Annotated in this window: 22 protein-coding genes; 3 read left to right on the top strand and 19 right to left on the bottom strand. The window is 61.3% G+C overall.

Annotated elements, in window-relative coordinates; genetic code table 11:
* Positions 1-2: 2 nt before the first annotated feature.
* From AS026_RS30150 to sdhC, 14 genes are all read right to left on the bottom strand, one after another.
* Positions 3-755 (bottom strand): SDR family oxidoreductase, encoded by a 753-nt coding sequence (locus tag AS026_RS30150; RefSeq protein ID WP_062374193.1) that lies wholly within the window; start codon positions 753-755, stop codon positions 3-5.
* Entirely contained in the window at positions 752-1,303 is a 552-nt protein-coding gene (locus AS026_RS30145) for a hypothetical protein (RefSeq protein ID WP_037214683.1), read from the bottom strand. The genes AS026_RS30150 and AS026_RS30145 overlap by 4 nt, the downstream gene beginning before the upstream one ends.
* A gap of 51 nt (positions 1,304-1,354) precedes the next feature.
* Complete coding sequence (gene odhB, locus AS026_RS30140) at positions 1,355-2,599, bottom strand: 2-oxoglutarate dehydrogenase complex dihydrolipoyllysine-residue succinyltransferase (protein ID WP_062374189.1); 1,245 nt, start codon at positions 2,597-2,599, stop codon at positions 1,355-1,357.
* A gap of 29 nt (positions 2,600-2,628) precedes the next feature.
* Positions 2,629-2,946 carry a YciI family protein gene (locus AS026_RS30135; protein ID WP_025658194.1) on the bottom strand — a complete coding sequence of 106 codons (318 nt, stop codon included), beginning with the start codon at positions 2,944-2,946 and terminating at the stop codon, positions 2,629-2,631.
* Positions 2,947-2,958: 12 nt separating this feature from the next.
* A complete protein-coding gene (locus AS026_RS30130; protein ID WP_025658193.1) occupies positions 2,959-5,943 on the bottom strand; it encodes a 2-oxoglutarate dehydrogenase E1 component in 2,985 nt (994 codons plus the stop codon).
* Between the two features lie 161 nt (positions 5,944-6,104).
* The gene (sucD, locus tag AS026_RS30125; RefSeq protein ID WP_025658192.1) at positions 6,105-7,010 is read right to left on the bottom strand and encodes a succinate--CoA ligase subunit alpha; all 906 of its coding nucleotides are present in this window, start codon (positions 7,008-7,010) and stop codon (positions 6,105-6,107) included.
* Between the two features lie 18 nt (positions 7,011-7,028).
* On the bottom strand, positions 7,029-8,222 hold the full coding sequence (sucC, locus tag AS026_RS30120; RefSeq protein ID WP_062374186.1) for an ADP-forming succinate--CoA ligase subunit beta: 1,194 nt from the start codon (positions 8,220-8,222) through the stop codon (positions 7,029-7,031).
* A 40-nt stretch (positions 8,223-8,262) separates the two neighbouring features.
* Complete coding sequence (mdh, locus tag AS026_RS30115) at positions 8,263-9,225, bottom strand: malate dehydrogenase (protein WP_062374182.1); 963 nt, start codon at positions 9,223-9,225, stop codon at positions 8,263-8,265.
* Between the two features lie 179 nt (positions 9,226-9,404).
* Positions 9,405-10,568: a cell division protein ZapE gene (gene zapE, locus AS026_RS30110; RefSeq protein WP_062374179.1), complete on the bottom strand. Its 1,164-nt coding sequence runs from the start codon at positions 10,566-10,568 to the stop codon at positions 9,405-9,407.
* Positions 10,569-10,616: 48 nt separating this feature from the next.
* Positions 10,617-11,126: a protease inhibitor Inh/omp19 family protein gene (locus AS026_RS30105; RefSeq protein WP_025658188.1), complete on the bottom strand. Its 510-nt coding sequence runs from the start codon at positions 11,124-11,126 to the stop codon at positions 10,617-10,619.
* A 222-nt stretch (positions 11,127-11,348) separates the two neighbouring features.
* Positions 11,349-12,128: a succinate dehydrogenase iron-sulfur subunit gene (locus tag AS026_RS30100; RefSeq protein WP_025658187.1), complete on the bottom strand. Its 780-nt coding sequence runs from the start codon at positions 12,126-12,128 to the stop codon at positions 11,349-11,351.
* Between the two features lie 12 nt (positions 12,129-12,140).
* Complete coding sequence (sdhA, locus tag AS026_RS30095; RefSeq protein ID WP_025658186.1) at positions 12,141-13,982, bottom strand: succinate dehydrogenase flavoprotein subunit; 1,842 nt, start codon at positions 13,980-13,982, stop codon at positions 12,141-12,143.
* Positions 13,983-13,989: 7 nt separating this feature from the next.
* A complete protein-coding gene (gene sdhD, locus AS026_RS30090) occupies positions 13,990-14,370 on the bottom strand; it encodes a succinate dehydrogenase, hydrophobic membrane anchor protein (RefSeq protein ID WP_062374175.1) in 381 nt (126 codons plus the stop codon).
* An 11-nt stretch (positions 14,371-14,381) separates the two neighbouring features.
* Positions 14,382-14,777 carry a succinate dehydrogenase, cytochrome b556 subunit gene (gene sdhC, locus AS026_RS30085; protein ID WP_025658184.1) on the bottom strand — a complete coding sequence of 132 codons (396 nt, stop codon included), beginning with the start codon at positions 14,775-14,777 and terminating at the stop codon, positions 14,382-14,384.
* A 312-nt stretch (positions 14,778-15,089) separates the two neighbouring features.
* On the opposite strand from sdhC, the gene AS026_RS30080 reads away from it, so the two are divergent.
* Entirely contained in the window at positions 15,090-15,614 is a 525-nt protein-coding gene (locus tag AS026_RS30080; RefSeq protein WP_062374172.1) for a hypothetical protein, read from the top strand.
* On the opposite strand, the gene AS026_RS30075 is transcribed toward AS026_RS30080, so the two are convergent.
* Genes AS026_RS30075 through tsaD form a run of 5 tightly spaced genes read right to left on the bottom strand, consistent with a single transcriptional unit; the run spans position 15,604 to position 19,074 of the window.
* Positions 15,604-16,251 (bottom strand): class I SAM-dependent methyltransferase, encoded by a 648-nt coding sequence (locus AS026_RS30075; RefSeq protein WP_062374269.1) that lies wholly within the window; start codon positions 16,249-16,251, stop codon positions 15,604-15,606. The genes AS026_RS30080 and AS026_RS30075 overlap by 11 nt on opposite strands.
* 7 nt (positions 16,252-16,258) lie before the next feature.
* Entirely contained in the window at positions 16,259-16,690 is a 432-nt protein-coding gene (locus AS026_RS30070; protein WP_025658181.1) for an EVE domain-containing protein, read from the bottom strand.
* Positions 16,691-16,692: 2 nt separating this feature from the next.
* Positions 16,693-16,986, bottom strand: coding sequence for a YciI-like protein (locus AS026_RS30065; RefSeq protein WP_018855761.1), 294 nt, complete (start codon positions 16,984-16,986; stop codon positions 16,693-16,695).
* 10 nt (positions 16,987-16,996) lie between these two features.
* Complete coding sequence (locus AS026_RS30060; RefSeq protein ID WP_025658180.1) at positions 16,997-17,980, bottom strand: NAD(P)H-dependent glycerol-3-phosphate dehydrogenase; 984 nt, start codon at positions 17,978-17,980, stop codon at positions 16,997-16,999.
* The gene (tsaD, locus tag AS026_RS30055; RefSeq protein WP_025658179.1) at positions 17,977-19,074 is read right to left on the bottom strand and encodes a tRNA (adenosine(37)-N6)-threonylcarbamoyltransferase complex transferase subunit TsaD; all 1,098 of its coding nucleotides are present in this window, start codon (positions 19,072-19,074) and stop codon (positions 17,977-17,979) included. Before tsaD ends, AS026_RS30060 begins: the two co-directional genes overlap by 4 nt.
* Before the next feature lie 73 nt (positions 19,075-19,147).
* Between tsaD and hemC the strand changes: the two genes are divergently transcribed.
* Both hemC and AS026_RS30045 read left to right on the top strand, forming a co-directional pair.
* Positions 19,148-20,077, top strand: coding sequence for a hydroxymethylbilane synthase (gene hemC / locus AS026_RS30050; protein WP_062374267.1), 930 nt, complete (start codon positions 19,148-19,150; stop codon positions 20,075-20,077).
* A gap of 7 nt (positions 20,078-20,084) precedes the next feature.
* Positions 20,085-20,792 (top strand): uroporphyrinogen-III synthase, encoded by a 708-nt coding sequence (locus AS026_RS30045; RefSeq protein ID WP_062374170.1) that lies wholly within the window; start codon positions 20,085-20,087, stop codon positions 20,790-20,792.
* Positions 20,793-20,805 lie beyond the last annotated feature (13 nt).

The following is a 20,805-nucleotide window of genomic DNA, read 5'->3' as shown; positions in this document are numbered from 1 at the left end:
CCCTAACGGCCGCCGCTGACGTTGAGTATGGCGCCCGTTATATAGGAAGCCGTCGGCGAGAGAAGGTAGAGGACCGCATCGGCTATCTCCTCTGCCGTGCCGGGCCTCTGCATCGGAATGCTCGGCGCCAGGTCACGTGCGCGGTTCGGCAGGCCGCCGGATGCATGAATGTCGGTATCGATGACGCCGGGGCGGATCGCGTTCACGCGCACACCCTCGTTTGCGACTTCTCGCGACAGACCGATGGTGAACGTATCGATCGCGGCCTTCGATGCGGCGTAGTCGACATACTGCGAGGCCGAGCCCAGAACTGCTGCCATCGACGAGATGTTGACGATCGCCCCACCCTTGCCGCCATGCCTCGACGACATGCGGCGAACGGCCTCGGCCGCACAGAGAATCGAGCCGGTGACGTTTACGCGCATCATCCGCTCAAGCCGCTCAACGCTCATCTCGTCAACGCGCTGCTGGGCGTCGACGATGCCGGCATTGTTGACCAGTCCATCCAGCCGCCCGAAATGCTTGTCGACAGTCTGGAACATCGAAATGATATCCTGCGCGCTGCCGACATCGCCCTTGATCGCGATGGCATTGCCACCCTCTGCCTTGACATCAGAGACGATAGCGTCGGCGGCAGCGCGGTTCGCGGCGTAGTTCACGGCGACGTCCCAGCCCAGGCGGGCAGCGAGGCGGCAGACCGCCGCACCGATGCCTCGACTGCCGCCGGTAACGAGAAGGACGGGTCGTTGTGTCATTTCGCGCACTCCTTGAATGCCAGGACATCCCATGGCGCAACCGTCGCCTTGCCATTGCCCCATATCTGCGATTGGCGGATCGCCGGGCCGAGACCCGGCAGAAAGACGTTCTCAGCCGCAGCTGCCGCTTCGGGCTGCAAATTTTCGATCTCGCCCTTGGTATTCGCGCTATAGATCGTGCCCCGCCAGATCGTGCAGGCATCCAGATCGGCGCCCGTCACGTCACCACCGGGGCATTTGAACATCAGAACACCGACGGCGCGTTCTGGATCCTCGGATGGCATCACATAGCCGTCGAGCTCGATCGAGGTTTTGAGAAGCTTGAGCGTGAAGCGGTTGCTGGCAGCAGCCGCTTCCGAATTGATCGGCGTGAAGCGAAGCTCGTAGGCGCCATCCCTGTCGACGTAGGCGGCACTCGCCTGCGTGCAATCGGGAGCACCAAAAGCAGTCGCAGGCAGTGCCAGCAAAAACGCGAGCGACGCCCAGACCCTACCCTTGGCAAAGGGAAGCATCCCGGTCATACGCCCTGTGGAGATTGCCAGCGACATTACGCGCCCCGCTGAGGTGGAAAGGGCCGCTCACGCGGCCCAGTCGAATGCTTAGAGATCGAGAACCAGGCGCTCCGGATCTTCCAGGCTTTCCTTGACGCGGACGAGGAAGGTCACGGCTTCCTTGCCGTCGACGATACGGTGGTCGTAGGAGAGAGCCAGATACATCATCGGACGGATGACGATCTGGCCGCCAACGACGACCGGACGGTCCTGGATCTTGTGCATGCCGAGGATACCGGACTGCGGCGCGTTCAGGATCGGCGAGGACATCAGCGAGCCGTAAACGCCGCCGTTGGTGATCGTGAAGGTGCCGCCCTGCATGTCGGCCATCGAGAGCGAGCCATCGCGCGCAGCCTTTGCGAGACGCGCCAGTTCCTTTTCGACTTCAGCGATCGACATCTGGTCGGCGTCGCGGATAACCGGAACGACGAGGCCCTTGTCCGTGCCGACGGCCATGCCGATGTGGCAGAAGTTCTTGTAGATGATGTCCGTGCCGTCGATCTCGGCGTTAACGGCCGGCAGCTCCTTCAGCGCGTGGGTGATAGCCTTGGTGAAGAAGCCCATGAAGCCGAGCTTCACGCCATGCTTCTTTTCGAAGACGTCCTTATACTTGGCGCGCAGGTCCATGACAGCCTTCATGTCCACCTCGTTGTAGGTGGTCAGCATGGCAGCCGTGTTCTGGGCGTCCTTCAGGCGCTTGGCAATCGTCTGGCGCAGGCGCGTCATCTTCACGCGCTCTTCGCGAGCGGCATCCTCGACCGTCGACGGGCCGCGGGCAGCAGCCGGAACGGCAGGAGCAGCAGTGGCTGCCGGAGCGGCGATGCCCTTGGCGACAGCAGCGATCACGTCGCCCTTCAGAACCTGGCCGCGCTTGCCGCTACCATCAACCTGATCGGCCGAAAGGTTATTCTCGGCGAGCATCTTGGCAGCAGCCGGTGCCGGTGGCATCGCCGAAGCGGCGGCTACCGGAGCAGCGGCGGCGGCATCAGCCGGTTCGGCCACCTTTGCCGGAGCCGCGGCGGGAGCAGCAGCAGCCGGGGCGGCGGCTGCGCCAGCGCCTGCAGCGATCTGGCCGAGCAGCGCGCCGAGGCCGACGGTTTCGCCGGCCTGGGCAACGATTTCAGACAGCGTGCCCGAAGCCGGAGCCGGCACTTCGATGGTCACCTTGTCGGTTTCAAGCTCGAGAATCGGCTCGTCAGCCTTGATGGCATCGCCGACCTTCTTGAACCAGGTACCGACGGTTGCCTCGCTGACGGATTCACCGAGAGTTGGAACGCGGATTTCTGTGGCCATTGTTCAAATCCTGATTTGCTTGTGTTCGTTTATTCGTTTCCGGCTCCTGACGGCCGGAGAATGATCGAGGGCATTGGCAATATGTCGAAGCGAAAACCGTAGCCGGACTGGATGATCGGATCGGCATCGGCAAGCGCTTGCGCTGCCTGCTGATCCTCCACCGAGACGACTGCCATGCCCCAGCCTCCTTCACCTTCGAAGACGGGGCCAACGGTGATCGCCGATCCCTCTTCCGCGTTCTGGTGCCAGTAGGCTGCATGGCGCTTCATCGCGGCCATTTCCTCCCCGGTCGCGTCGTAGGGGAAACGGGGGCGAGGCGGCACAAGTCTGAAGAAGAAATATGCCATCGCCCCGATCCCTTAACCGCCCAGCGCATCCTCGAGGAATGCGGCGAGCTGCGACAGATGCTTGGACATCAGACCCGTTGCCGGCGAAGCGGCAGCCGGACGGCCGGTGTAGCGGACGCGCTGGTACTTCGCATCGATGTGGGCGAGCACCCACTCCAGATACGGGTCGATGAACGACCATGCGCCCATGTTCTTCGGCTCTTCCTGGCACCAGACCATCTCGGCGTTCCGGAAGCGGGAAAGCTCATTGATGAGCGCCTTTGCCGGGAACGGATAGAGCTGTTCGACGCGCAGCAGGTAGATGTCGTCGATGCCGCGCTTTTCGCGCTCTTCCAGAAGGTCGTAGTAGACCTTGCCGGTGCACATGACCACGCGGCGGATCTTCGCATCCTTCTGCAGCTTGATCGGGCCGTCCTTGATGACCTCCGCATCGTCCCAGAGGAGACGATGGAAGGAAGACTCGCCAGCGAGCTCGGCAAGGCTGGAAACAGCCCGCTTGTGACGCAGCAGGGACTTCGGTGTCATCAGCACGAGCGGCTTGCGGAAGTCACGCTTCAGCTGACGACGCAGGATGTGGAAGTAGTTTGCCGGCGTCGTGACGTTGGCGACCTGCATGTTGTCTTCCGCGCAAAGCTGCAGGAAGCGCTCGAGGCGGGCTGAAGAGTGTTCCGGACCCTGGCCCTCGTAACCATGCGGCAACAGGCAGACGAGACCTGACATACGCAGCCACTTGCGCTCGCCCGAGGAGACGAACTGGTCGAAGACGACCTGCGCGCCGTTGGCGAAGTCACCGAACTGGGCTTCCCAAAGGGTCAGCGCGTTCGGGCGGGCCAACGAATAGCCGTATTCGAAGCCGAGGACCGCTTCTTCCGAAAGCATCGAATTGATGACTTCGTAACGGGCCTGGTTGGACGACAGGTTCGCCAGCGGGATGTAGCGCTCTTCCGTCTCCTGATCGTAGAGAACCGAATGACGCTGCGAGAAGGTACCGCGCTCGCAATCCTGACCGGAAAGGCGGATCTTGTGGCCTTCGACAACAAGCGAACCGAAGGCAAGCGCCTCGGCCATCGCCCAGTCGAGATTCTCGCCCGTCTGGATCATGTTGGCGCGGTTTTCCATGAAGCGCTGGATCGTGCGGTGTGCATGGAAGCCTTGCGGAATTTCCGAAAGCTTGCGGCCTATATCCTTAAGCGTCTTCATCGGAACGGCGGTCTTGCCGCGGCGCTGTTCGTCGGCGTTGTCAGCCGTGCGCAGGCCCGACCACTCGCCATCCAGCCAATCGGCCTTGTTCGGCTTGTAGCTCTGCCCGGCGTCGAACTCCTGCTCGAGATGCGCGCGCCAGTCAGCCTTCATCTTCTCGACGTCGCCATCGGTCAGCAGGCCTTCGGCAACGAGGCGATCCGCATAGATCTGCAGCACCGTCTTGTGGGCGCGGATGACCTTGTACATCTTCGGCTGCGTGAAGGACGGCTCATCGCCTTCATTGTGGCCGTAGCGACGATAGCAGAACATGTCGACCACAACGGGCTTGTGGAACTTCATGCGGAATTCCATGGCGATCTTGGCAGCATAGACAACTGCTTCCGGATCGTCGCCGTTGACGTGGAAGATCGGCGCCTCGATCATCTTGGCGACGTCGGACGGATAGGGCGACGAACGCGAGAAGGCCGGGTTGGTGGTGAAGCCGATCTGGTTGTTGATGATGACGTGCATCGTGCCGGCAACGCGGTGACCGCGCAGGCCCGACAGGCCGAGGATTTCGGCAATCACGCCCTGGCCGGCAAACGCCGCGTCGCCGTGGATCAGCAGCGGCAGAACCTTGGCGCGCTCCGACAGCGGAATGGTATCGCCGTCCCAGACGGTGGCGCCCATGTCCTGCTTGGCGCGAGCCTTGCCCATGACGACGGGGTCAACGATTTCAAGGTGCGACGGATTGGCCGTCAGCGAGACGTGGACCTTGTTGCCGTCGAACTCGCGGTCGGAGGAGGCGCCGAGGTGGTACTTGACGTCGCCCGAGCCTTCGACTTCGTCAGGCGCGTAGGAACCGCCCTTGAATTCGTGGAAAATCGCGCGATGCGGCTTGCCCATGACTTGCGAAAGCACATTCAGACGACCGCGATGGGCCATACCGAACACGGCTTCACGAAGGCCGAGGTGGCCGCCGCGCTTTAGGATCTGCTCCAGTGCCGGGATGAGCGATTCGCCACCATCGAGACCAAAGCGCTTGGTGCCCTTGAACTTCACGTCGAGGAACTGCTCGTAGCCTTCGGCCTCGACCAGCTTGGCAAGGATCGCCTTCTTGCCTTCCGGGGTGAAGGCAACGCCCTTGTCCGGACCTTCGATGCGCTCCTGGATCCAGGCTTTTTCTTCCGGATTGGAAATATGCATGAATTCGACGCCGAGAGTCGAGCAGTAGGTGCGCTCGAGGATCTCGATCATCTCGGGAAGCGTGGCGTATTCGAGGCCTAGAACGTTGTCGATGAAGATCTTGCGGGAATAGTCGGCCTGCGTGAAACCGTAAGCTTCGGGCGACAGTTCCTTGTAGTCTTCGACGGGTGCCGCGATCCCGAGCGGATCGAGCTTGGCATGCAGGTGGCCGCGCATGCGATAGGCGCGGATCATCATGATGGCGCGGACGGAGTCGCGGGTCGCCTGCAGGATGTCGGCACCTTCGGTCGGCTTGCCGGCGGCCTCAGCCTTGCCCTTAACCTTGGTCTCAATGATCTTTTCAACAGTGCCCCAATCACCGTCGAGCGCCGAAACGAGATCGCTCTTCGGCTGCAGGGGCCAGTTCGTCTTGCGCCAGGATGCACCCTTGGCCGCCTTTTTCACATCTTCCGGATTGTCTTCCAGAGCCTTGAAGAAGGACCGCCATTCCTCGTTGACCGAGCTCGGGTCTTCTTCATAGCGCGCATAGAGCTGCTCGATATAGGCAGCATTGGCGCCATCCAGGAACGAGGTAATCTGAAACTGCTCGTTGGCTTCTTGCCGTGCCATGGTTACACGCGGACGCTTTCGTCCGCCTCCTGACTTGTGATTCCGCCGGATACTCGACCGGCTTGCCGCATCTGTCGATAGCCGCCTGTCCGCGGCTCATTCCATTTCAAAGTCCAGACCCGGGCAAGCGGCGAAAACCGTTGCCCGGGCTATAGATTGGATTAGCCCTTGAGGACTTCAACCAGCGTCTTGCCAAGGCGCGCCGGCGACGGCGAGACGCGGATGCCGGCCGATTCCATGGCTGATATCTTCGATTCCGCGTCGCCCTTGCCGCCGGAAACGACAGCACCGGCATGACCCATGGTGCGGCCCTTCGGAGCCGTACGGCCCGCGATGAAGCCGGCCATCGGCTTCTTGCGGCCCTTCTTGGCTTCGTCGATCAAGAACTGTGCTGCATCTTCTTCAGCCGAGCCGCCGATTTCGCCGATCATGATGATCGAGGTCGTGGCTTCATCGGCCAGGAACATTTCCAGCACGTCGATGAACTCGGTGCCCTTGACCGGGTCGCCGCCGATACCAACAGCCGTCGTCTGGCCGAGGCCTTCGTTCGATGTCTGGAACACGGCTTCGTAGGTCAGCGTGCCGGAGCGCGAAACGATACCGACCGAACCCTTGCGGAAGATCGAGCCCGGCATGATGCCGATCTTGCATTCTTCCGGCGTCAGGATGCCCGGGCAGTTCGGTCCGAGCAGGCGCGACTTCGACTTGTCGAGCTTAGCCTTGACGCGCACCATGTCCATGACCGGGATACCCTCGGTGATGCAGGTGATGAACGGGATTTCGGCCTCGATCGCCTCAATGATCGCGTCAGCGGCGCCTGCCGGCGGAACGTAGATCACGGTCGCATCGGCGCCCGTCCGTTCCTTGGCTTCGGCAACGCTTGCGAAGATCGGCAGCACCGTGCCGTCGACGCCCGACGACCAGGTTTCGCCACCCTTCTTCGGGTGAATACCGCCGACCATCTTGGTGCCGTAATAGGCAAGCGCCTGTTCGGTGTGGAAGGTGCCGGTCTTGCCGGTCAGGCCCTGAACGAGAACCTTGGTGTCTTTGTTGACGAGAATAGACATTCTTTCGGTCCTTCCGGATTAGGCCTTGATCGCCGCGACGATCTTCTTCGCCGCGTCGTCGAGATCGTCGGCAGCCGTAATCGCCAGACCCGACTCGTTGAGGATTTTCTTGCCGAGTTCGACGTTGGTGCCTTCGAGGCGAACGACGAGCGGAACCTTCAGACCGACTTCCTGCACAGCTGCGACAACGCCTTCGGCGATGACGTCGCAACGCATGATGCCGCCGAAGATGTTGACGAGGATGCCCTCGACCTTCGGGTCAGCCGTGATGATCTTGAAGGCTGCCGCGACCTTCTCCTTGCCGGCGCCACCGCCGACGTCGCAGAAGTTTGCCGGCTCCTTGCCGTAGAGCTTGATGATGTCCATCGTCGCCATGGCAAGGCCAGCGCCGTTGACCATGCAGCCGATGTTGCCGTCGAGGGCTACGTAGGCGAGATCCCACTTCGAGGCCTCGATTTCCTTGGCATCCTCTTCGGTCTCGTCGCGCAGCGCCTTCACGTCGTCGTGGCGGAACAGCGCATTGCCGTCGAATGACATCTTGGCGTCGAGAACGCGCAGGTGGCCGTCCTTCATGACGATCAGCGGATTGACCTCGAGGAGAGCCATGTCCTTTTCGCCGAATGCCTTGTAGAGGGCCGGGAACAGCGACTTGGCGTCTTCGGCGGCAGCGCCGCTCAGTTCGAGAGCCTTGGAGATCGCAGCAACGTCAGCAGCGGTGACGCCGGCTTCCGGGTCGATAGCGATCGTGTGGATCTTCTCGGGCGTATCGTGAGCGACAGCCTCGATATCCATGCCGCCTTCGGTCGAGACGACGAAGGCAACGCGACCGACCGAACGGTCGACCAGCAGCGAGCAATAGAGTTCGCGTGCAATATCGGCGCCGTCTTCGATGTAGAGGCGGTTGACCTGCTTGCCAGCTTCGCCCGTCTGCGCCGTTACCAGCGTGTTGCCGAGCATTTCCTTGGCGTGAGCAACGACTTCGTCAATCGACTTGGCGAGACGAACGCCGCCCTTGGCGTCGGGGCCGAGTTCCTTGAACTTGCCCTTGCCGCGGCCGCCGGCATGGATCTGGCTCTTGACCACGTAAAGCGGGCCTGGAAGCGACTTGGCAGCAGCTTCGGCTTCCTCGACCTTGAGGATCGCCACACCTTTTGCGACCGGCGCGCCATAGCCCTTCAGCAGAGCCTTGGCCTGATATTCATGAATATTCATGGATCTATTCCTGTTTGGATTGCGTCAGCGCGCGGTCTGATTACTTCAGCGCAGGCGCAATGTTGATGCAGGCTTCGCAAAGACCGGCGACAGCAGCGACCGACCTGTCGAAGGCTTCCTTCTCGGCCTTGTTGAGGTCGATCTCGATGACGCGCTCGACGCCACCGGCACCGATAACAGTCGGCACGCCGACATACATGTCCTTGACGCCGTACTGGCCAGTCAGCTGCGCTGCGCAAGGCAGGACGCGCTTCTTGTCCTTGAGGTAGGACTCGGCCATTTCGATCGCGGAAGCAGCCGGCGCATAGTAGGCCGAGCCGGTCTTCAAGAGGCCGACGATTTCCGCACCGCCATCACGGGTACGCTGGATGATTTCTTCGAGGCGTTCCTTGGTGACCCAACCCATCGTGACGAGATCCGTCAGCGGAATACCGCCAACCGTCGAATAGCGGGCGAGCGGCACCATCGTGTCGCCATGGCCGCCGAGAACGAATGCAGTGACGTCCTGTACGGAAACGTTGAATTCCTGTGACAGGAACAGGCGGAAGCGCGACGAGTCGAGAACGCCCGCCATGCCGACGACCTTGTTGGCCGGAAGACCGGAGAACTTCTGCAACGCCCAGACCATCGCGTCGAGCGGGTTGGTGATGCAAATGACGAAAGCGTTCGGGGCATACTTCTTGATGCCGGCGCCGACCTGTTCCATGACCTTGAGGTTGATGCCGAGAAGGTCGTCGCGGCTCATGCCCGGCTTGCGCGGCACGCCGGCGGTGACGATGCAGACATCAGCACCCTCGATCGCCGAATAGTCGCTGGCGCCCGTCAGGTTGGCATCGAAGCCCTCGACCGGAGAGGACTGAGCGATGTCGAGGCCCTTACCCTGAGGAATGCCGTCGGCGATATCGAAGAGAACGATGTCACCCAACTCCTTCAGACCGGCGAGATGCGCCAGCGTGCCCCCAATCATGCCAGAACCAATGAGTGCGATCTTGTTACGCGCCATTTCGCTGTTTCCTTTGCGATCAAAATTCGTCAGGCGACGCGCGGAGGGGCATCGCCCAATGCCGCAATCGCATAGCTCCAAAGCCAAAAAATGGCAAACGATTATTTTTGAGCAAGGAATTTCAATCGTTTAGATCATAAATTTCTTACGTAAACGTAAGATTATTTTTCACCAAAACGTTACTCTGCGGCCCGCCGCTCGTGGTGCAATGCAAGATATTCCAAACTGCGCATCTCGAAAAGTCGCGAGACAGTACGATCGAATTCAAAGCCTTCGGTACCACGCGCCTGTGTCAGCAAATTTTCAGGCATCGCCGCAGCGGAGACATAGAGCCGTACCGCATGATCGTAAAGTGTATCGATCAGGATGATGAAGCGCTTGATCTGGTTTCGCTTGTCTGGCCCCAGCAGCGGCACATGATCAACGAAGATGGCGTCGAAGCGTTCGGCAATGGCCAGAAAGTCCGCGGCACCCAGCGGCTTTTCACAGAGATCAGCGAACGAAAACCGCGCCAGCCGATCGACTGCCAGCGGCACATGGATCGACCGCCCTTTCATCGGAATGTCCAGCGGCTGCGCCTTTCGGCCGTGAAGCGCCTGCGTCCAGGATGCATCCATGGCCATGTCGGTCCGGTTATCGATCGGCGTCAGATAGACCGGCTGGCTTTCGAGCTTCTCCATCCGATAGTCAGTCGGCGAGTCCAGTGTCACGATCTCGACGTTCTGCTTCAGCAGATCGACGAAGGGCAGGAACAGGCTTCGATTGAGGCCGTCCTTGTAGAGATTGTTTGGCTCGACATTGGAGGTCGCGACCAGCAGGCACCCGCGACGGAAAAGCTCTGAGAAAAGGCGTGACAGGATCATCGCGTCGGCGATGTCAGTCACGGTAAACTCATCGAAGCAAAGCAGTTCGGCTTCGTCATAGAGGGCAGCAGCGACGACCGGAATGGGATCTGCCTGCTTGGTCTCGCCCTGCTTGAGCTTCAGCCGGTGCGCCGCAATGCGGTTGTGCACGTCGGCCATGAATTCGTGGAAGTGCGCGCGCCGCTTCTTCGCGCAGGGCGCCATTCCGAAGAACATATCCATCAGCATCGTCTTCCCGCGGCCGACGCTGCCATGAATGTAGAGTCCTTTGACTGCTTCCGACGGCTTCTTCTTGTTGGCGAACAACCAGCCGAGAGCGCTTGCCTTTGCCGCCGGCCGCCGCTGCTTCAACCCCGACAGTACCCGATCCAGGCATATCGCCACGTGCATCTGGGCTGAATCGATTTGAAGCGCGCCCGAAGCCGTCAGCGACTTCAATTGTTCGCTGACGCTCAGGGTGTAGTCTGGCATGGGTTGCATAAAGGAGGTCCGCCTATGCAGGACCGGCGGCCTTCGCCGCCGGATCTTTTAACGGCTGAGGCTGATCGGCTGACCGGTATTGGTCTGGCCGCTGAAAGCGTTGTCGGCGGTCTTGTAGACGCTGCCGATCTGGTTGCCGCTGCGGTCCTTCAGGATAACCTGCTTGCCTGAAACTTCCCAGGAGCCCATCGCCGTCAGTTCGCCGACGCAGCCGCGCGTACCCCCGCGCGAGCCGCTGCCGAGATTGGTGAGCGTCAGGAACATGTCGCAGGAGCCGTTGACGCGCCAGCTACCGACCATCGATTCCTTCGTGACATCCATCGCATTCGCAGCCATCGCGCCGGGCTGGCCGCCGGCGACTGGCGCCGTGGCCGTTGGAGCGGCGGGGAATTGGGAAGCACCGGAAGGCGGCGGAAGCTGTCCGCCCTGAACCGAGGGAACCGGCTGGGCCGTCAGCGGCGCCGGCTGGCTATAGCTTGCATTGTCATAGGCGGTGCGCTGGCAGCCAGCTAACGACAGAATAACCACGAGACCTGTCGCCATATGTCTGAACTGCATCATCATACTCCTGATTTTTCCAGTATTGCCCTGAAGTTGCCGCGCAATCACGGCGGAATTATCTTGAAAGGCTGTACTGAATCAAGCCAGCGCGAGGAGAAATTGTGTCGATGTGGGAGCAACGTCGTAACGCCGAGACAAATTTGGCGCAATCACCGCAAATTAAGGCTTCGCGAGCGGATAGAGAAAAGGGCCGCATCTGCGGCCCTTTTACTGGATTGATCAAACACGACGCTCGACCATCATCTTCTTGATTTCGGCGATCGCCTTGGCCGGGTTCAGGCCCTTAGGGCAGGTCTGCGCGCAGTTCATGATCGTGTGGCAGCGATAGAGACGGAACGGATCCTCGAGATTGTCGAGACGCTCGCCGGTCGCTTCGTCGCGGCTGTCGATCAGCCAGCGGTAAGCCTGCAGGAGAACGGCCGGACCGAGGTAGCGGTCGCCGTTCCACCAGTAGCTCGGACAGGAAGTCGAGCAGCAAGCGCAGAGAATGCACTCGTAGAGGCCGTCGAGCTTCTGGCGGTCCTCATGGCTCTGCTTCCATTCCTTGGCCGGCGTCGGCGAAACCGTCTTCAGCCATGGCTCGATCGAGCGGTGCTGGGCATAGAAGTTGGTGAGATCCGGGACCAGGTCCTTGACGACAGGCAGATGCGGCAGCGGATAGATCTTCACCGCGCCCTTGATGTCGTCGAGACCCTTGGTGCAGGCGAGTGTATTCGTGCCGTCGATGTTCATCGCGCAGGAGCCGCAGATGCCCTCACGACAGGAACGGCGCAGCGTCAGCGTCGGGTCGACCTTGTTCTTGATGTAGAGCAGACCGTCGAGCACCATCGGACCGCAATCGTCGACATCGATATAGAAGGTGTCGATCGACGGGTTCTGTCCGTCATCCGGGCTCCAGCGGTAGACGCGGAATTCGCGAGTGTTCTTCGCGCCCGCTGGCTTCGGCCATACCTTGCCTTCGCGGATCTGGGAGTTCTTGGGAAGAGCGAGTTCAACCATGTCCGGTTCCTTTTAGTACACGCGAGCCTTGGGCGCGATCTTCTTGGGATCGATGCCCTCTGCGATGAGCTCGGTGTGAACCGGGCGGTAGTCGAGCTTGACGTCGCCTGACTCGTTGACCCAGGCGAGCGTGTGCTTGCGCCAGTTGACGTCGTCACGGCCGGCAAAAGCGCCTTCCGTGTAGTCTTCGCGTGCGTGCGAACCACGGCTCTCCTTGCGAGCCTCGGCGCCGTAGATCGTCGTGATGGCGTTGGCCATCAGGTTCTGCAGCTCGAGGGTTTCCACGAGGTCGGAGTTCCAGATCATCGAACGGTCGGTGACCTTGATGTCGCGCATTTCCTGCCAGATGGCCGAGATGCGCTTGCAGCCCGACTCCAGCGATTCCTGCGTGCGGAATACGGCGGCGTCTTCCTGCATGGCGCGCTGCATCTTCTCGCGCAACACCGCCGTCGGCGTGCCGCCGCTGGCATTGCGCAGGCTGTCGAAGCGATCCATGATCTTGTCGCAGGCGGCGACGTTGAGATGTGGGATCGGCGCAGCGCGATCGATGACCTCGCCGGCGCGGATCGCGGCGGCGCGGCCGAAGACCACGAGGTCGATCAGCGAGTTGGAGCCGAGACGATTGGCGCCGTGCACCGAGGCGCAACCGGCTTCGCCCACGGCCATCAGGCCGGGGATGATGCGCTCCGGATTGGAGCTGTCGGCATTCAGCACTTCGCCCCAGTAATTCGTCGGAATGCCGCCCATGTTGTAGTGGACGGTCGGCAGAACCGGGATCGGCTCGCGCGTCACGTCGACGCCGGCGAAGATTTTGGCGCTCTCGGAAATGCCCGGCAGGCGCTCGTGCAGCACGGCCGGATCGAGATGGTCGAGATGCAGGAAGATGTGGTCCTTGTTCTTGCCGACGCCGCGGCCTTCGCGGATCTCCAGCGTCATGCAGCGCGAAACGACGTCGCGCGAGGCGAGATCCTTCGCCGAAGGGGCATAGCGTTCCATGAAACGCTCGCCCTCGGAGTTGACGAGGTAACCGCCTTCGCCGCGCGCGCCTTCGGTGATGAGACAGCCCGAACCGTAAATGCCGGTCGGGTGGAACTGTACGAATTCCATGTCCTGCAGCGGCAGACCGGCGCGGGCCACCATACCGCCGCCGTCGCCGGTGCAGGTGTGGGCAGAGGTTGCCGAGAAATAGGCGCGGCCGTAGCCGCCGGTCGCCAGCACCACCATCTTGGCGGCGAAGCGATGGATCGTGCCGTCATCGAGGCACCAGGCGACAACGCCGGTGCAGCGGCTGCCGTCATCCGACATGATCAGGTCGAGCGCGAAATACTCGATGAAGAACTCGGCGTTGTTGCGCAGTGACTGACCATAGAGCGTGTGCAGGATCGCGTGGCCGGTACGGTCGGCAACGGCGCAGGTGCGCTGCACCGGCGGGCCTTCGCCGAAGTTCTGCATGTGGCCGCCGAACGGCCGCTGGTAGATCTTGCCTTCCTCGTTGCGGGAGAACGGAACGCCGTAATGCTCAAGCTCATAGACCGCCTTCGGCGCCTCCATGGTGAGATACTGCATGGCGTCGACGTCGCCGAGCCAGTCGGAGCCCTTGACGGTGTCGTAGAGGTGCCACTGCCAGCTGTCGGGCGTCATATTCTGCAGCGAGGCGGCGATGCCGCCCTGGGCAGCGACCGTGTGCGAGCGGGTCGGGAATACCTTGGTGATGCAGGCGGTGCGGAAACCCTGTTCGGCCATGCCAAGCGTGGCGCGAAGACCGGCGCCGCCGGCGCCGACGACGATCACATCGTATGAGTGATCGACGTATTTGTAGGCCTTCCCATTCTGAGCGGGTGAAGTCGGTGCCATGATACGGTTATCCTACAAATGCAATTTTCAGAATGGCGAAGAGACAGAGCCCCGCCATCAGGATCGAAAAGAAGGTGTTCAGCATCAAAAGGACGATCTTGGCGAATTCGCCATGAACGTAGTCCTCGATGATGACCTGCATGCCGAGCCGCATGTGAATGACGCCGGAAACGACCATCAGACCCATGACGACCGCAACAATCGGGTTCGACAGGGCGTGAACCACGTCGGCATAAGGCTGGCCCGCGTGCATGATCATGAAGATGATGAAGAAGAGAAAAAGCGGCACGTTGGCAACCGCCGTGACGCGCTGGCGCCAGAAATGATCGGTTCCTTCCTTGGCCGAGCCAAGGCCGCGAACCTTACCCAGGGGGGTGCGCATATCCATGAGAACAACCTTCAGAATCGAATAAGGAAGCCGATCACCCAGACCAGCACGGTCAGACAGAGCGATATGACGATCGAAGCTTGAGCCATCTTGGTCGAGACTTCCTTGTCGAAGCCGTAACCGAGATCCCAGACGAAGTGACGGAAACCGCCAACCATGTGGTGCAGAAGCGCCCAGGTGTAACCAAGCAGCACGAGCTTGCCGACGACGCTTCCGAGGATCCAGTTGACCCAGTCATAGTAGGCTTGGCCAGTCGCAGCGGCAATCAGCCACCAGGCGACCAGTAGCGTCCCGACGTAAAGCGCACCACCGGTAATACGGTGAACGATCGACATGACCATGGTGGGGATTGGTTTGTAAATTTGCAAATGCGGCGACAGGGGCCGGTTATTTGTCACATTCGCCATCAGAACCTCGCGGCGTCTTCTCTGCGCTCCTCCATCAGGGAGCATTCAAGGCGATCACACGAATGACAAATTTCTTTGTGTGCGTCGCATCAATGGCGACGTTTAATCACGTAAGCCCCTAACGACAAGTATAATTGCACCCCCAATTTAATTTAATCGATTTGCGTCTCTGGGTGGCGCGAACTGCGCTTGACGGCCCGGCCCGCGCTTGGCGCGAACGGCATGGCCAGACGTCTTCTGGACAATCGGCGGCTTTTGGCGCATTTTGCAGTTAACGCTTTGTTAAGCATTTCATTTTCGGAGATCCGCGCGATGCTGAAGACTATGTCCGCGCTCGTTTCACTTGTCGCCGCTGTTTTGATCGCACTGCCGATGTCGGCGGACGATTTTGGGAGGGGTTCATTCTCTCGCCACGGTGGTAAGGGATTCTTCAGGCATCACGCGCCCACGATCGTCGGTCGGCCCTTTTTTGGATGGAACGACGGACGCATCCGATTCTCGGATGGTTCCAAACGGTTCGGCCATCGCCTCGGTCGGACGCCCCTAATCAAGCGTGCGTCATTCCCGTATCGCGGCAATAGTGGTTATCGCAGTTATAGCGGACGGAACGTCATCGTCCTCGTTCAGTCGCCGACAGGCACAGGCGTGAGCGGCACCTATTCGGGATCGTCCTACGTGTATGACGCCGACGGCGGGACTTACGTCACAGCGAGCGGCTATAGCGTCGGTGCCCAGCAAAGAACCATTACCCTTGCGCCAATGGCCAAGGTGATCAACGTGACCACAAAGAGCAGCAGCTGCTCCTACGAGGCAGGCGTCTGCGTTATCAGGCCGTGAAGCGCCAAACGGTCGTTTTCTTCACCTCGCTGTCTTCAAGCGCCCGGGTAACCGGAACCTCGTAGACTGCGCAGAATTCCAGGTTCTCCTTGGGAAGATAGCTACGTCCCGGATCCCCGACGACGATGGCGATGCCTTGGCGACTGAGCATCTTGAACCATGGAACGATCGCGGCCGCAAAGCCGGCGTCGTAGAAGACGTCGCCGGCGAGCAGAATGTCAGCCTCGACGTTGCGGCCGATCAGATCGGCACCGATAAAATCGATATCCACCTTGTTCAGTTCGGCGTTCAGCCACACAGCGGTTTCGGTCCAGGGGTCGATGTCGGCGGCAACGACCTTCGCCGCTCCCGCGAGCTTTGCCGCAATCGCAACAAGGCCGGAACCCGTGGCAAAGTCGAGGACGCATTTGCCGGCAACGATATCAGGATGGTCGAGTACGTAGCGTGCCAGCCCTTGGCCGCCCGCCCAGGCGAATGCCCAGAAAGGCGGCGGCAGGCCGATTTCCGCAAGCTCCTCTTCCGTCTTCAGCCATAGCTCGTGGGCTTCGTCCGCCAGATGCAGCCGAATTTCGGGCACATGCGGCGGCGCCATTGGACTGGTATTCGCGCGGATGAAGACCTCGGGTTCGGTTTTCAACGGCGGCTCACCGCGGCGGATTGTCGAGGCCACCCAGCCGGCAAATCTCGAGATACTCTTCGTCTGTTACCGGCTGGACCGAAAGCCGCATGGAAGTGACGAGCGACATCTTGGCAAACTTCTCGTTGGCCTTGATGTCCTTCAGCGAAACCGGCTTGGGGATATCGCAGACGGCGCGAATGTCGACGCAGTCCCAGCGGTCATCGCCGGCTGCTGTCGAGTCCGGGTGAGACAGAGCGCAGACCTCGACGATACCGACGATCTCGAGACCTTCGTTGGAGTGGTAGAAGAAACCCTTATCGCCAAGCTGCATCGCCCGCATGTTGTTGCGGGCGAGATAGTTGCGGACACCGGTCCATTCGGTGCCCTTCTCGCCGGCCGCCTTCTGCTGCTCCCACGACCAGGAAGCGGGTTCTGATTTGTAGAGCCAGTGCGCCACGCTCAAGCCTCCGGATTGTTGAAGACCCAATTGAAGGGCTTGATGTCGACGCTCTCAAAAAGGCCGGCCTTGGCGTAGGGGTCGCTGTCCGACAGCGCCTTCGCCGCTTCGATCGTATCGGCATGAATGATGACCAGGCTTCCGCAGGGCTTGCCATCAGCGTCGAGAAACGGGCCAGCCATCTTCAACACGCCCTCGGCATTGAGCTTGTTGAGATGTTCCACATGGGCGGGCCGCGCCTCCATGCGGACGTTGAGGTGATCGGGCTTATCCTTGCAGAGGAGGGCAAAAAGCATATCGGAACTCCTATTCAGTCGTAATCGGACGCGTCATGAGCTGATCGATGGCCTCGGCAATTCCGAGCTTGCCTTCGATGATAGCGGATACGGCATCGGTAATCGGCATGCTGACATTGAGCGACTGCGCAAGGCGCGATGCAACAGCCGCCGCAAAAGCGCCCTCCACGAGTTCGCCATGAGTGGGATCGACGGTCTCGCCGCGACCCAGGGCAATGCCGAAGCGCAGGTTACGAGATTGATGGCTGGTTGCCGTCAGCACCAGGTCGCCAAGGCCGGACAACCCGCGTACCGTGTCTGCCTGCCCGCCTTTGGCGACCACAAAGCGCGACATCTCGGCAAGCCCGCGCGCAATCAGTGCCGCTCGCGCAGAGTCTCCGATGCCGGCGCCCTCGACAATGCCGCAAGCGATCGCCAGAACGTTCTTCAGCGCTCCGCCGAGCTGGACACCAATCCGGTCTGACGAGGCATAAAGCCGGAATGTTCGGCCAGAGATCGCATGCGCCAGCCTTTCGGCAACATCGATATCCGCAGCGGCGATCGCCATGGCAGTCGGCAAGCCCTTGGCGATATCGGCGGCAAATCCCGGCCCCGATAGCACGGCGATAGGGTGGCCCGGTATCTCGCGCTCCAGCATGTCGGTCAGCAGATTGCCGGTTGTCCGCTCAATGCCCTTTGCACAGGTCACGACGATCGCATTGTTCTGGAGATAGGGGCGGTATTGACTTGCCGCATCCGCCTGCGCCTGTGAGGGCATCGCGAAGAGGACTATGTCGGCGTCGCTGATCGCGTCCGGCTCGGCAGAGAAGGCGAGCGACTCCGGCAAGGCGATGCCTGGCAAGACAGCGTCATGCAAATGCTCAGCCTTCAAGTCCGCGATCAGCTCAGGATCTCGGCCGACGAGCGTCACCGCGTTGCGCTCGGTCAGCGCGATCACTGCGGCAAGCGCGGTTCCAAAAGCGCCAGCTCCGATAACAGCGATCTTCTCGCTCATGCTTTCGCTCCCCGTTTGCCAAAGCCAAGCAGAGTTTCGGCGTTGGAATCCAGCGGCCAGCGCGAACGCGGCTGCACATCGAGATCATCCGGCTCGACGCCTGTCGCCATGCGCTCCAGGCCCGCCCAGGCGATCATCACGGCGTTATCGGTGCACAATCTGAGCGGCGGCGCGACAAAGCGAAAGCCATGCTTGTCGCAAAGCGACTGCAGGGTGCTGCGAACCTCAAGATTGGCAGCGACCCCACCGGCAACCACGAGCGCCGGTCCGCCGTCGACCTGCGGAAACTCAGCCTTGAAGCGCTCCAGCCCGCGGCCAATACGATCCTTCAGCGTTCGCGAGATCGCCTTCTGGAACGAGGCGCAGATGTCCGCAACATCCTGCTCCGTCAATGGCGCGATGTCGGTTGCCGCCTGGCGTACGGCCGTCTTCAGGCCGGAAAACGAGAAATTCAACTTCGCCTCGCCGACCAGAGGTCGCGGAAAATTGAAGCGGTCCGGGTTACCGGTCTTGGCCGCGCGCTCGACCGCCGGTCCGCCGGGATACGGCAGGCTCAGCAACTTCGCCGTCTTGTCGAAGGCTTCGCCGAGGGCATCGTCGATCGTCGTGCCCCAGCGCTCGTATTGCCCGACACCCCGGACAAGAATAAGCTGCGTATGGCCGCCGGAAACGAGCAGCATCAGATAGGGAAATGACAGCCCATCCGTCAGCCGCGCCGTCAATGCGTGCCCTTCGAGATGGTTGACGGCGTAGAGCGGCTTTCCGGACGCCTTGGCGATCGCCTTCCCGGTCATGAGGCCGACGAGCAGACCGCCGATGAGGCCAGGCCCAGAGGTTGCCGCGATGGCATCGATATCGGAGAGCGACACATTGGCGCGCTTCAAGGCTTCGTCGATCAGCGTATCGAGTGCCTCGACATGGGCGCGGGCTGCAATCTCCGGCACAACGCCACCATAGGCGCTGTGCTCCTCGAGCTGGCTCAAGACGACGTCCGAACGCACCGTCGGCTGCCCGTCGACGGCTCGCTCGACCACAGCCGCGGCGGTTTCGTCGCAGCTTGTTTCGATGCCGAGAATGCGTAGAAAGGGCGCCATGAAACCTGATCGTTGATTGCGATGGGTCTTAAACCTGTTTACGAGGAACTCCGGTAACAACGGATCAATGCGGATGCAAACAAAACCTTTCCGGATCGGTACTCGAGGCAGCCCGCTGGCGCTCGCCCAGGCTCACGAAGCACGTGACAGGCTGATGGCGGCGCATCGACTGCCGGAAGACATGTTCGAAATCGTCGTGCTGAGCACCAAGGGCGATCGCATCACCGATCGCTCGCTGGCCCAGATCGGCGGCAAGGGACTTTTCACCGAGGAGCTTGAGCAGCAACTTGCGAGCGGCGACCTCGACATTGCCGTACATTCTGCCAAGGACATGCCGACACAGCTTCCAGAGGGGCTCTGTCTTTCGGCCTACCTGCCGCGCGAGGACGTCCGGGACGCGGTGATCGGACGCACTGCGCCAAAACTGATGGACCTGCCCCACGGCGCGACGGTCGGCTCCTCGTCGCTTCGCCGTCAGGCGCTTATCCGCCGCATGCGGCCAGACATCAACGTCATCACCTTTCGTGGCCTCGTCGATACGCGGCTTAGAAAGCTGCAAGAAGGCCAGGTCGACGCCACGCTGCTTGCGCTTGCCGGCTTGAAGCGGCTCGGCAAGGTCGAGGTGATAACCGATATCCTCGCTGCGGAAACCTTTCCGCCCGCGCCGGCACAGGGCGCCATCTGCATTGAAAGCCGGATCGGCGACACCCGCATCGATGACCTACTTGCACCCATCAACGATGCCGCGACCTTCGACGCGGTTTCTTGTGAAAGGGCCTTCCTTGCCGCCTTGGACGGCTCCTGCCGCACGCCGATCGGCGGTTACGCCGTTTGCGAAGGCGACCAGGTCCGCTTCTCCGGCTTGATCATCACGCCTGATGGCCGCAACCAGCATGCCATCAGCGTCGATGGTCACAGGCGCGATGCGGCCGCGTTGGGCACCCGCGCAGGGCAGGAGATCCGCGCCCGCGCCGGCAGCAGTTTCTTCGACGACTGGAGCTGATGTCCTAGTGCGCGTGCTCGTGACCCGTCCTCAGCATTCGGGCGAGCGCACCGCCAAGCGTCTTCGCGAGTTGGGACACGAACCGATATTGCTGCCGCTGTCGCATCCGGTTCACGACGCCAATGAGGCGTTGCGCGGCTTGAGCACGACCAAGGGCAGCATCGCGATCACCAGTGCCGAAACGATCCGGGCGCTCGCAGCCCATGACGCCGAGCTGGCCGTTCATCTCGCACGCCCCGTCTTTGCGGTCGGAGAGGCGACGGCTGAGGAAGCGCGGGCGATCGGCTTTAGCTCTGTCACGGCATCGGGCGGCAGCGGCGCCGAGCTTGCTGAGACGATTGCGAAAAAAGCAGGGGGCTCCGTTCTCTATCTGGCGGGATCGCCGAGAGCGGCGACCTTCGAGAAGCGTGCAAGCGAAATCGGCCTGCGGATTACCGTCGCGGAGTGCTACCGGATGGAGCCGACGCCGATCGCGCCGTCAACCCTGCACTCGATCTTCGCGCATCAACGGCCGGAGGCGATCCTGTTTTTCTCGCGCCAGACAGCCAAATACTTCTTCCGTGCGGCTGAGCCGCAGATGCGACCCGATCGGGCAGATGGAATACGTCTTCTCTGCCTCAGCAAATCCGTTGCAGAGGTGGTCCCCGCGTCACTGCAGGGCGCTGTGAGCATCGCGGCGATGCCGGAGGAGCGCAGCCTTTTGTCGCTCCTTTGAACGCCCTGCGTGC

The sequence above is a fragment of the Rhizobium altiplani genome (assembly GCF_001542405.1).
GTDB lineage: Bacteria > Pseudomonadota > Alphaproteobacteria > Rhizobiales > Rhizobiaceae > Rhizobium > Rhizobium altiplani.
Note: the sequence above shows the minus strand (reverse complement) of the source record. Positions and strands in the feature narration are given on the sequence as shown.

Excerpts from the sequence above, each read along its gene's own strand:
- AS026_RS30150 (WP_062374193.1), bottom strand. The coding sequence starts at position 755 with ATGACACAACGACCCGTCCTTCTCGTTACCGGCGGCAGTCGAGGCATC.
- AS026_RS30080 (WP_062374172.1), top strand. The coding sequence starts at position 15,090 with ATGCTGAAGACTATGTCCGCGCTCGTTTCACTTGTCGCCGCTGTTTTG.
- zapE (WP_062374179.1), bottom strand. The coding sequence starts at position 10,568 with ATGCAACCCATGCCAGACTACACCCTGAGCGTCAGCGAACAATTGAAG.
- AS026_RS30105 (WP_025658188.1), bottom strand. The coding sequence starts at position 11,126 with ATGCAGTTCAGACATATGGCGACAGGTCTCGTGGTTATTCTGTCGTTA.
- AS026_RS30145 (WP_037214683.1), bottom strand. The coding sequence starts at position 1,303 with ATGTCGCTGGCAATCTCCACAGGGCGTATGACCGGGATGCTTCCCTTT.
- tsaD (WP_025658179.1), bottom strand. The coding sequence starts at position 19,074 with ATGGCGCCCTTTCTACGCATTCTCGGCATCGAAACAAGCTGCGACGAA.
- odhB (WP_062374189.1), bottom strand. The coding sequence starts at position 2,599 with ATGGCCACAGAAATCCGCGTTCCAACTCTCGGTGAATCCGTCAGCGAG.
- sdhD (WP_062374175.1), bottom strand. The coding sequence starts at position 14,370 with ATGGATATGCGCACCCCCCTGGGTAAGGTTCGCGGCCTTGGCTCGGCC.
- mdh (WP_062374182.1), bottom strand. The coding sequence starts at position 9,225 with ATGGCGCGTAACAAGATCGCACTCATTGGTTCTGGCATGATTGGGGGC.
- AS026_RS30100 (WP_025658187.1), bottom strand. The coding sequence starts at position 12,128 with ATGGTTGAACTCGCTCTTCCCAAGAACTCCCAGATCCGCGAAGGCAAG.
- AS026_RS30065 (WP_018855761.1), bottom strand. The coding sequence starts at position 16,986 with ATGCTTTTTGCCCTCCTCTGCAAGGATAAGCCCGATCACCTCAACGTC.
- sdhC (WP_025658184.1), bottom strand. The coding sequence starts at position 14,777 with ATGGCGAATGTGACAAATAACCGGCCCCTGTCGCCGCATTTGCAAATT.
- AS026_RS30060 (WP_025658180.1), bottom strand. The coding sequence starts at position 17,980 with ATGAGCGAGAAGATCGCTGTTATCGGAGCTGGCGCTTTTGGAACCGCG.
- sucD (WP_025658192.1), bottom strand. The coding sequence starts at position 7,010 with ATGTCTATTCTCGTCAACAAAGACACCAAGGTTCTCGTTCAGGGCCTG.
- sdhA (WP_025658186.1), bottom strand. The coding sequence starts at position 13,982 with ATGGCACCGACTTCACCCGCTCAGAATGGGAAGGCCTACAAATACGTC.
- hemC (WP_062374267.1), top strand. The coding sequence starts at position 19,148 with ATGCAAACAAAACCTTTCCGGATCGGTACTCGAGGCAGCCCGCTGGCG.
- AS026_RS30135 (WP_025658194.1), bottom strand. The coding sequence starts at position 2,946 with ATGGCATATTTCTTCTTCAGACTTGTGCCGCCTCGCCCCCGTTTCCCC.
- sucC (WP_062374186.1), bottom strand. The coding sequence starts at position 8,222 with ATGAATATTCATGAATATCAGGCCAAGGCTCTGCTGAAGGGCTATGGC.
- AS026_RS30130 (WP_025658193.1), bottom strand. The coding sequence starts at position 5,943 with ATGGCACGGCAAGAAGCCAACGAGCAGTTTCAGATTACCTCGTTCCTG.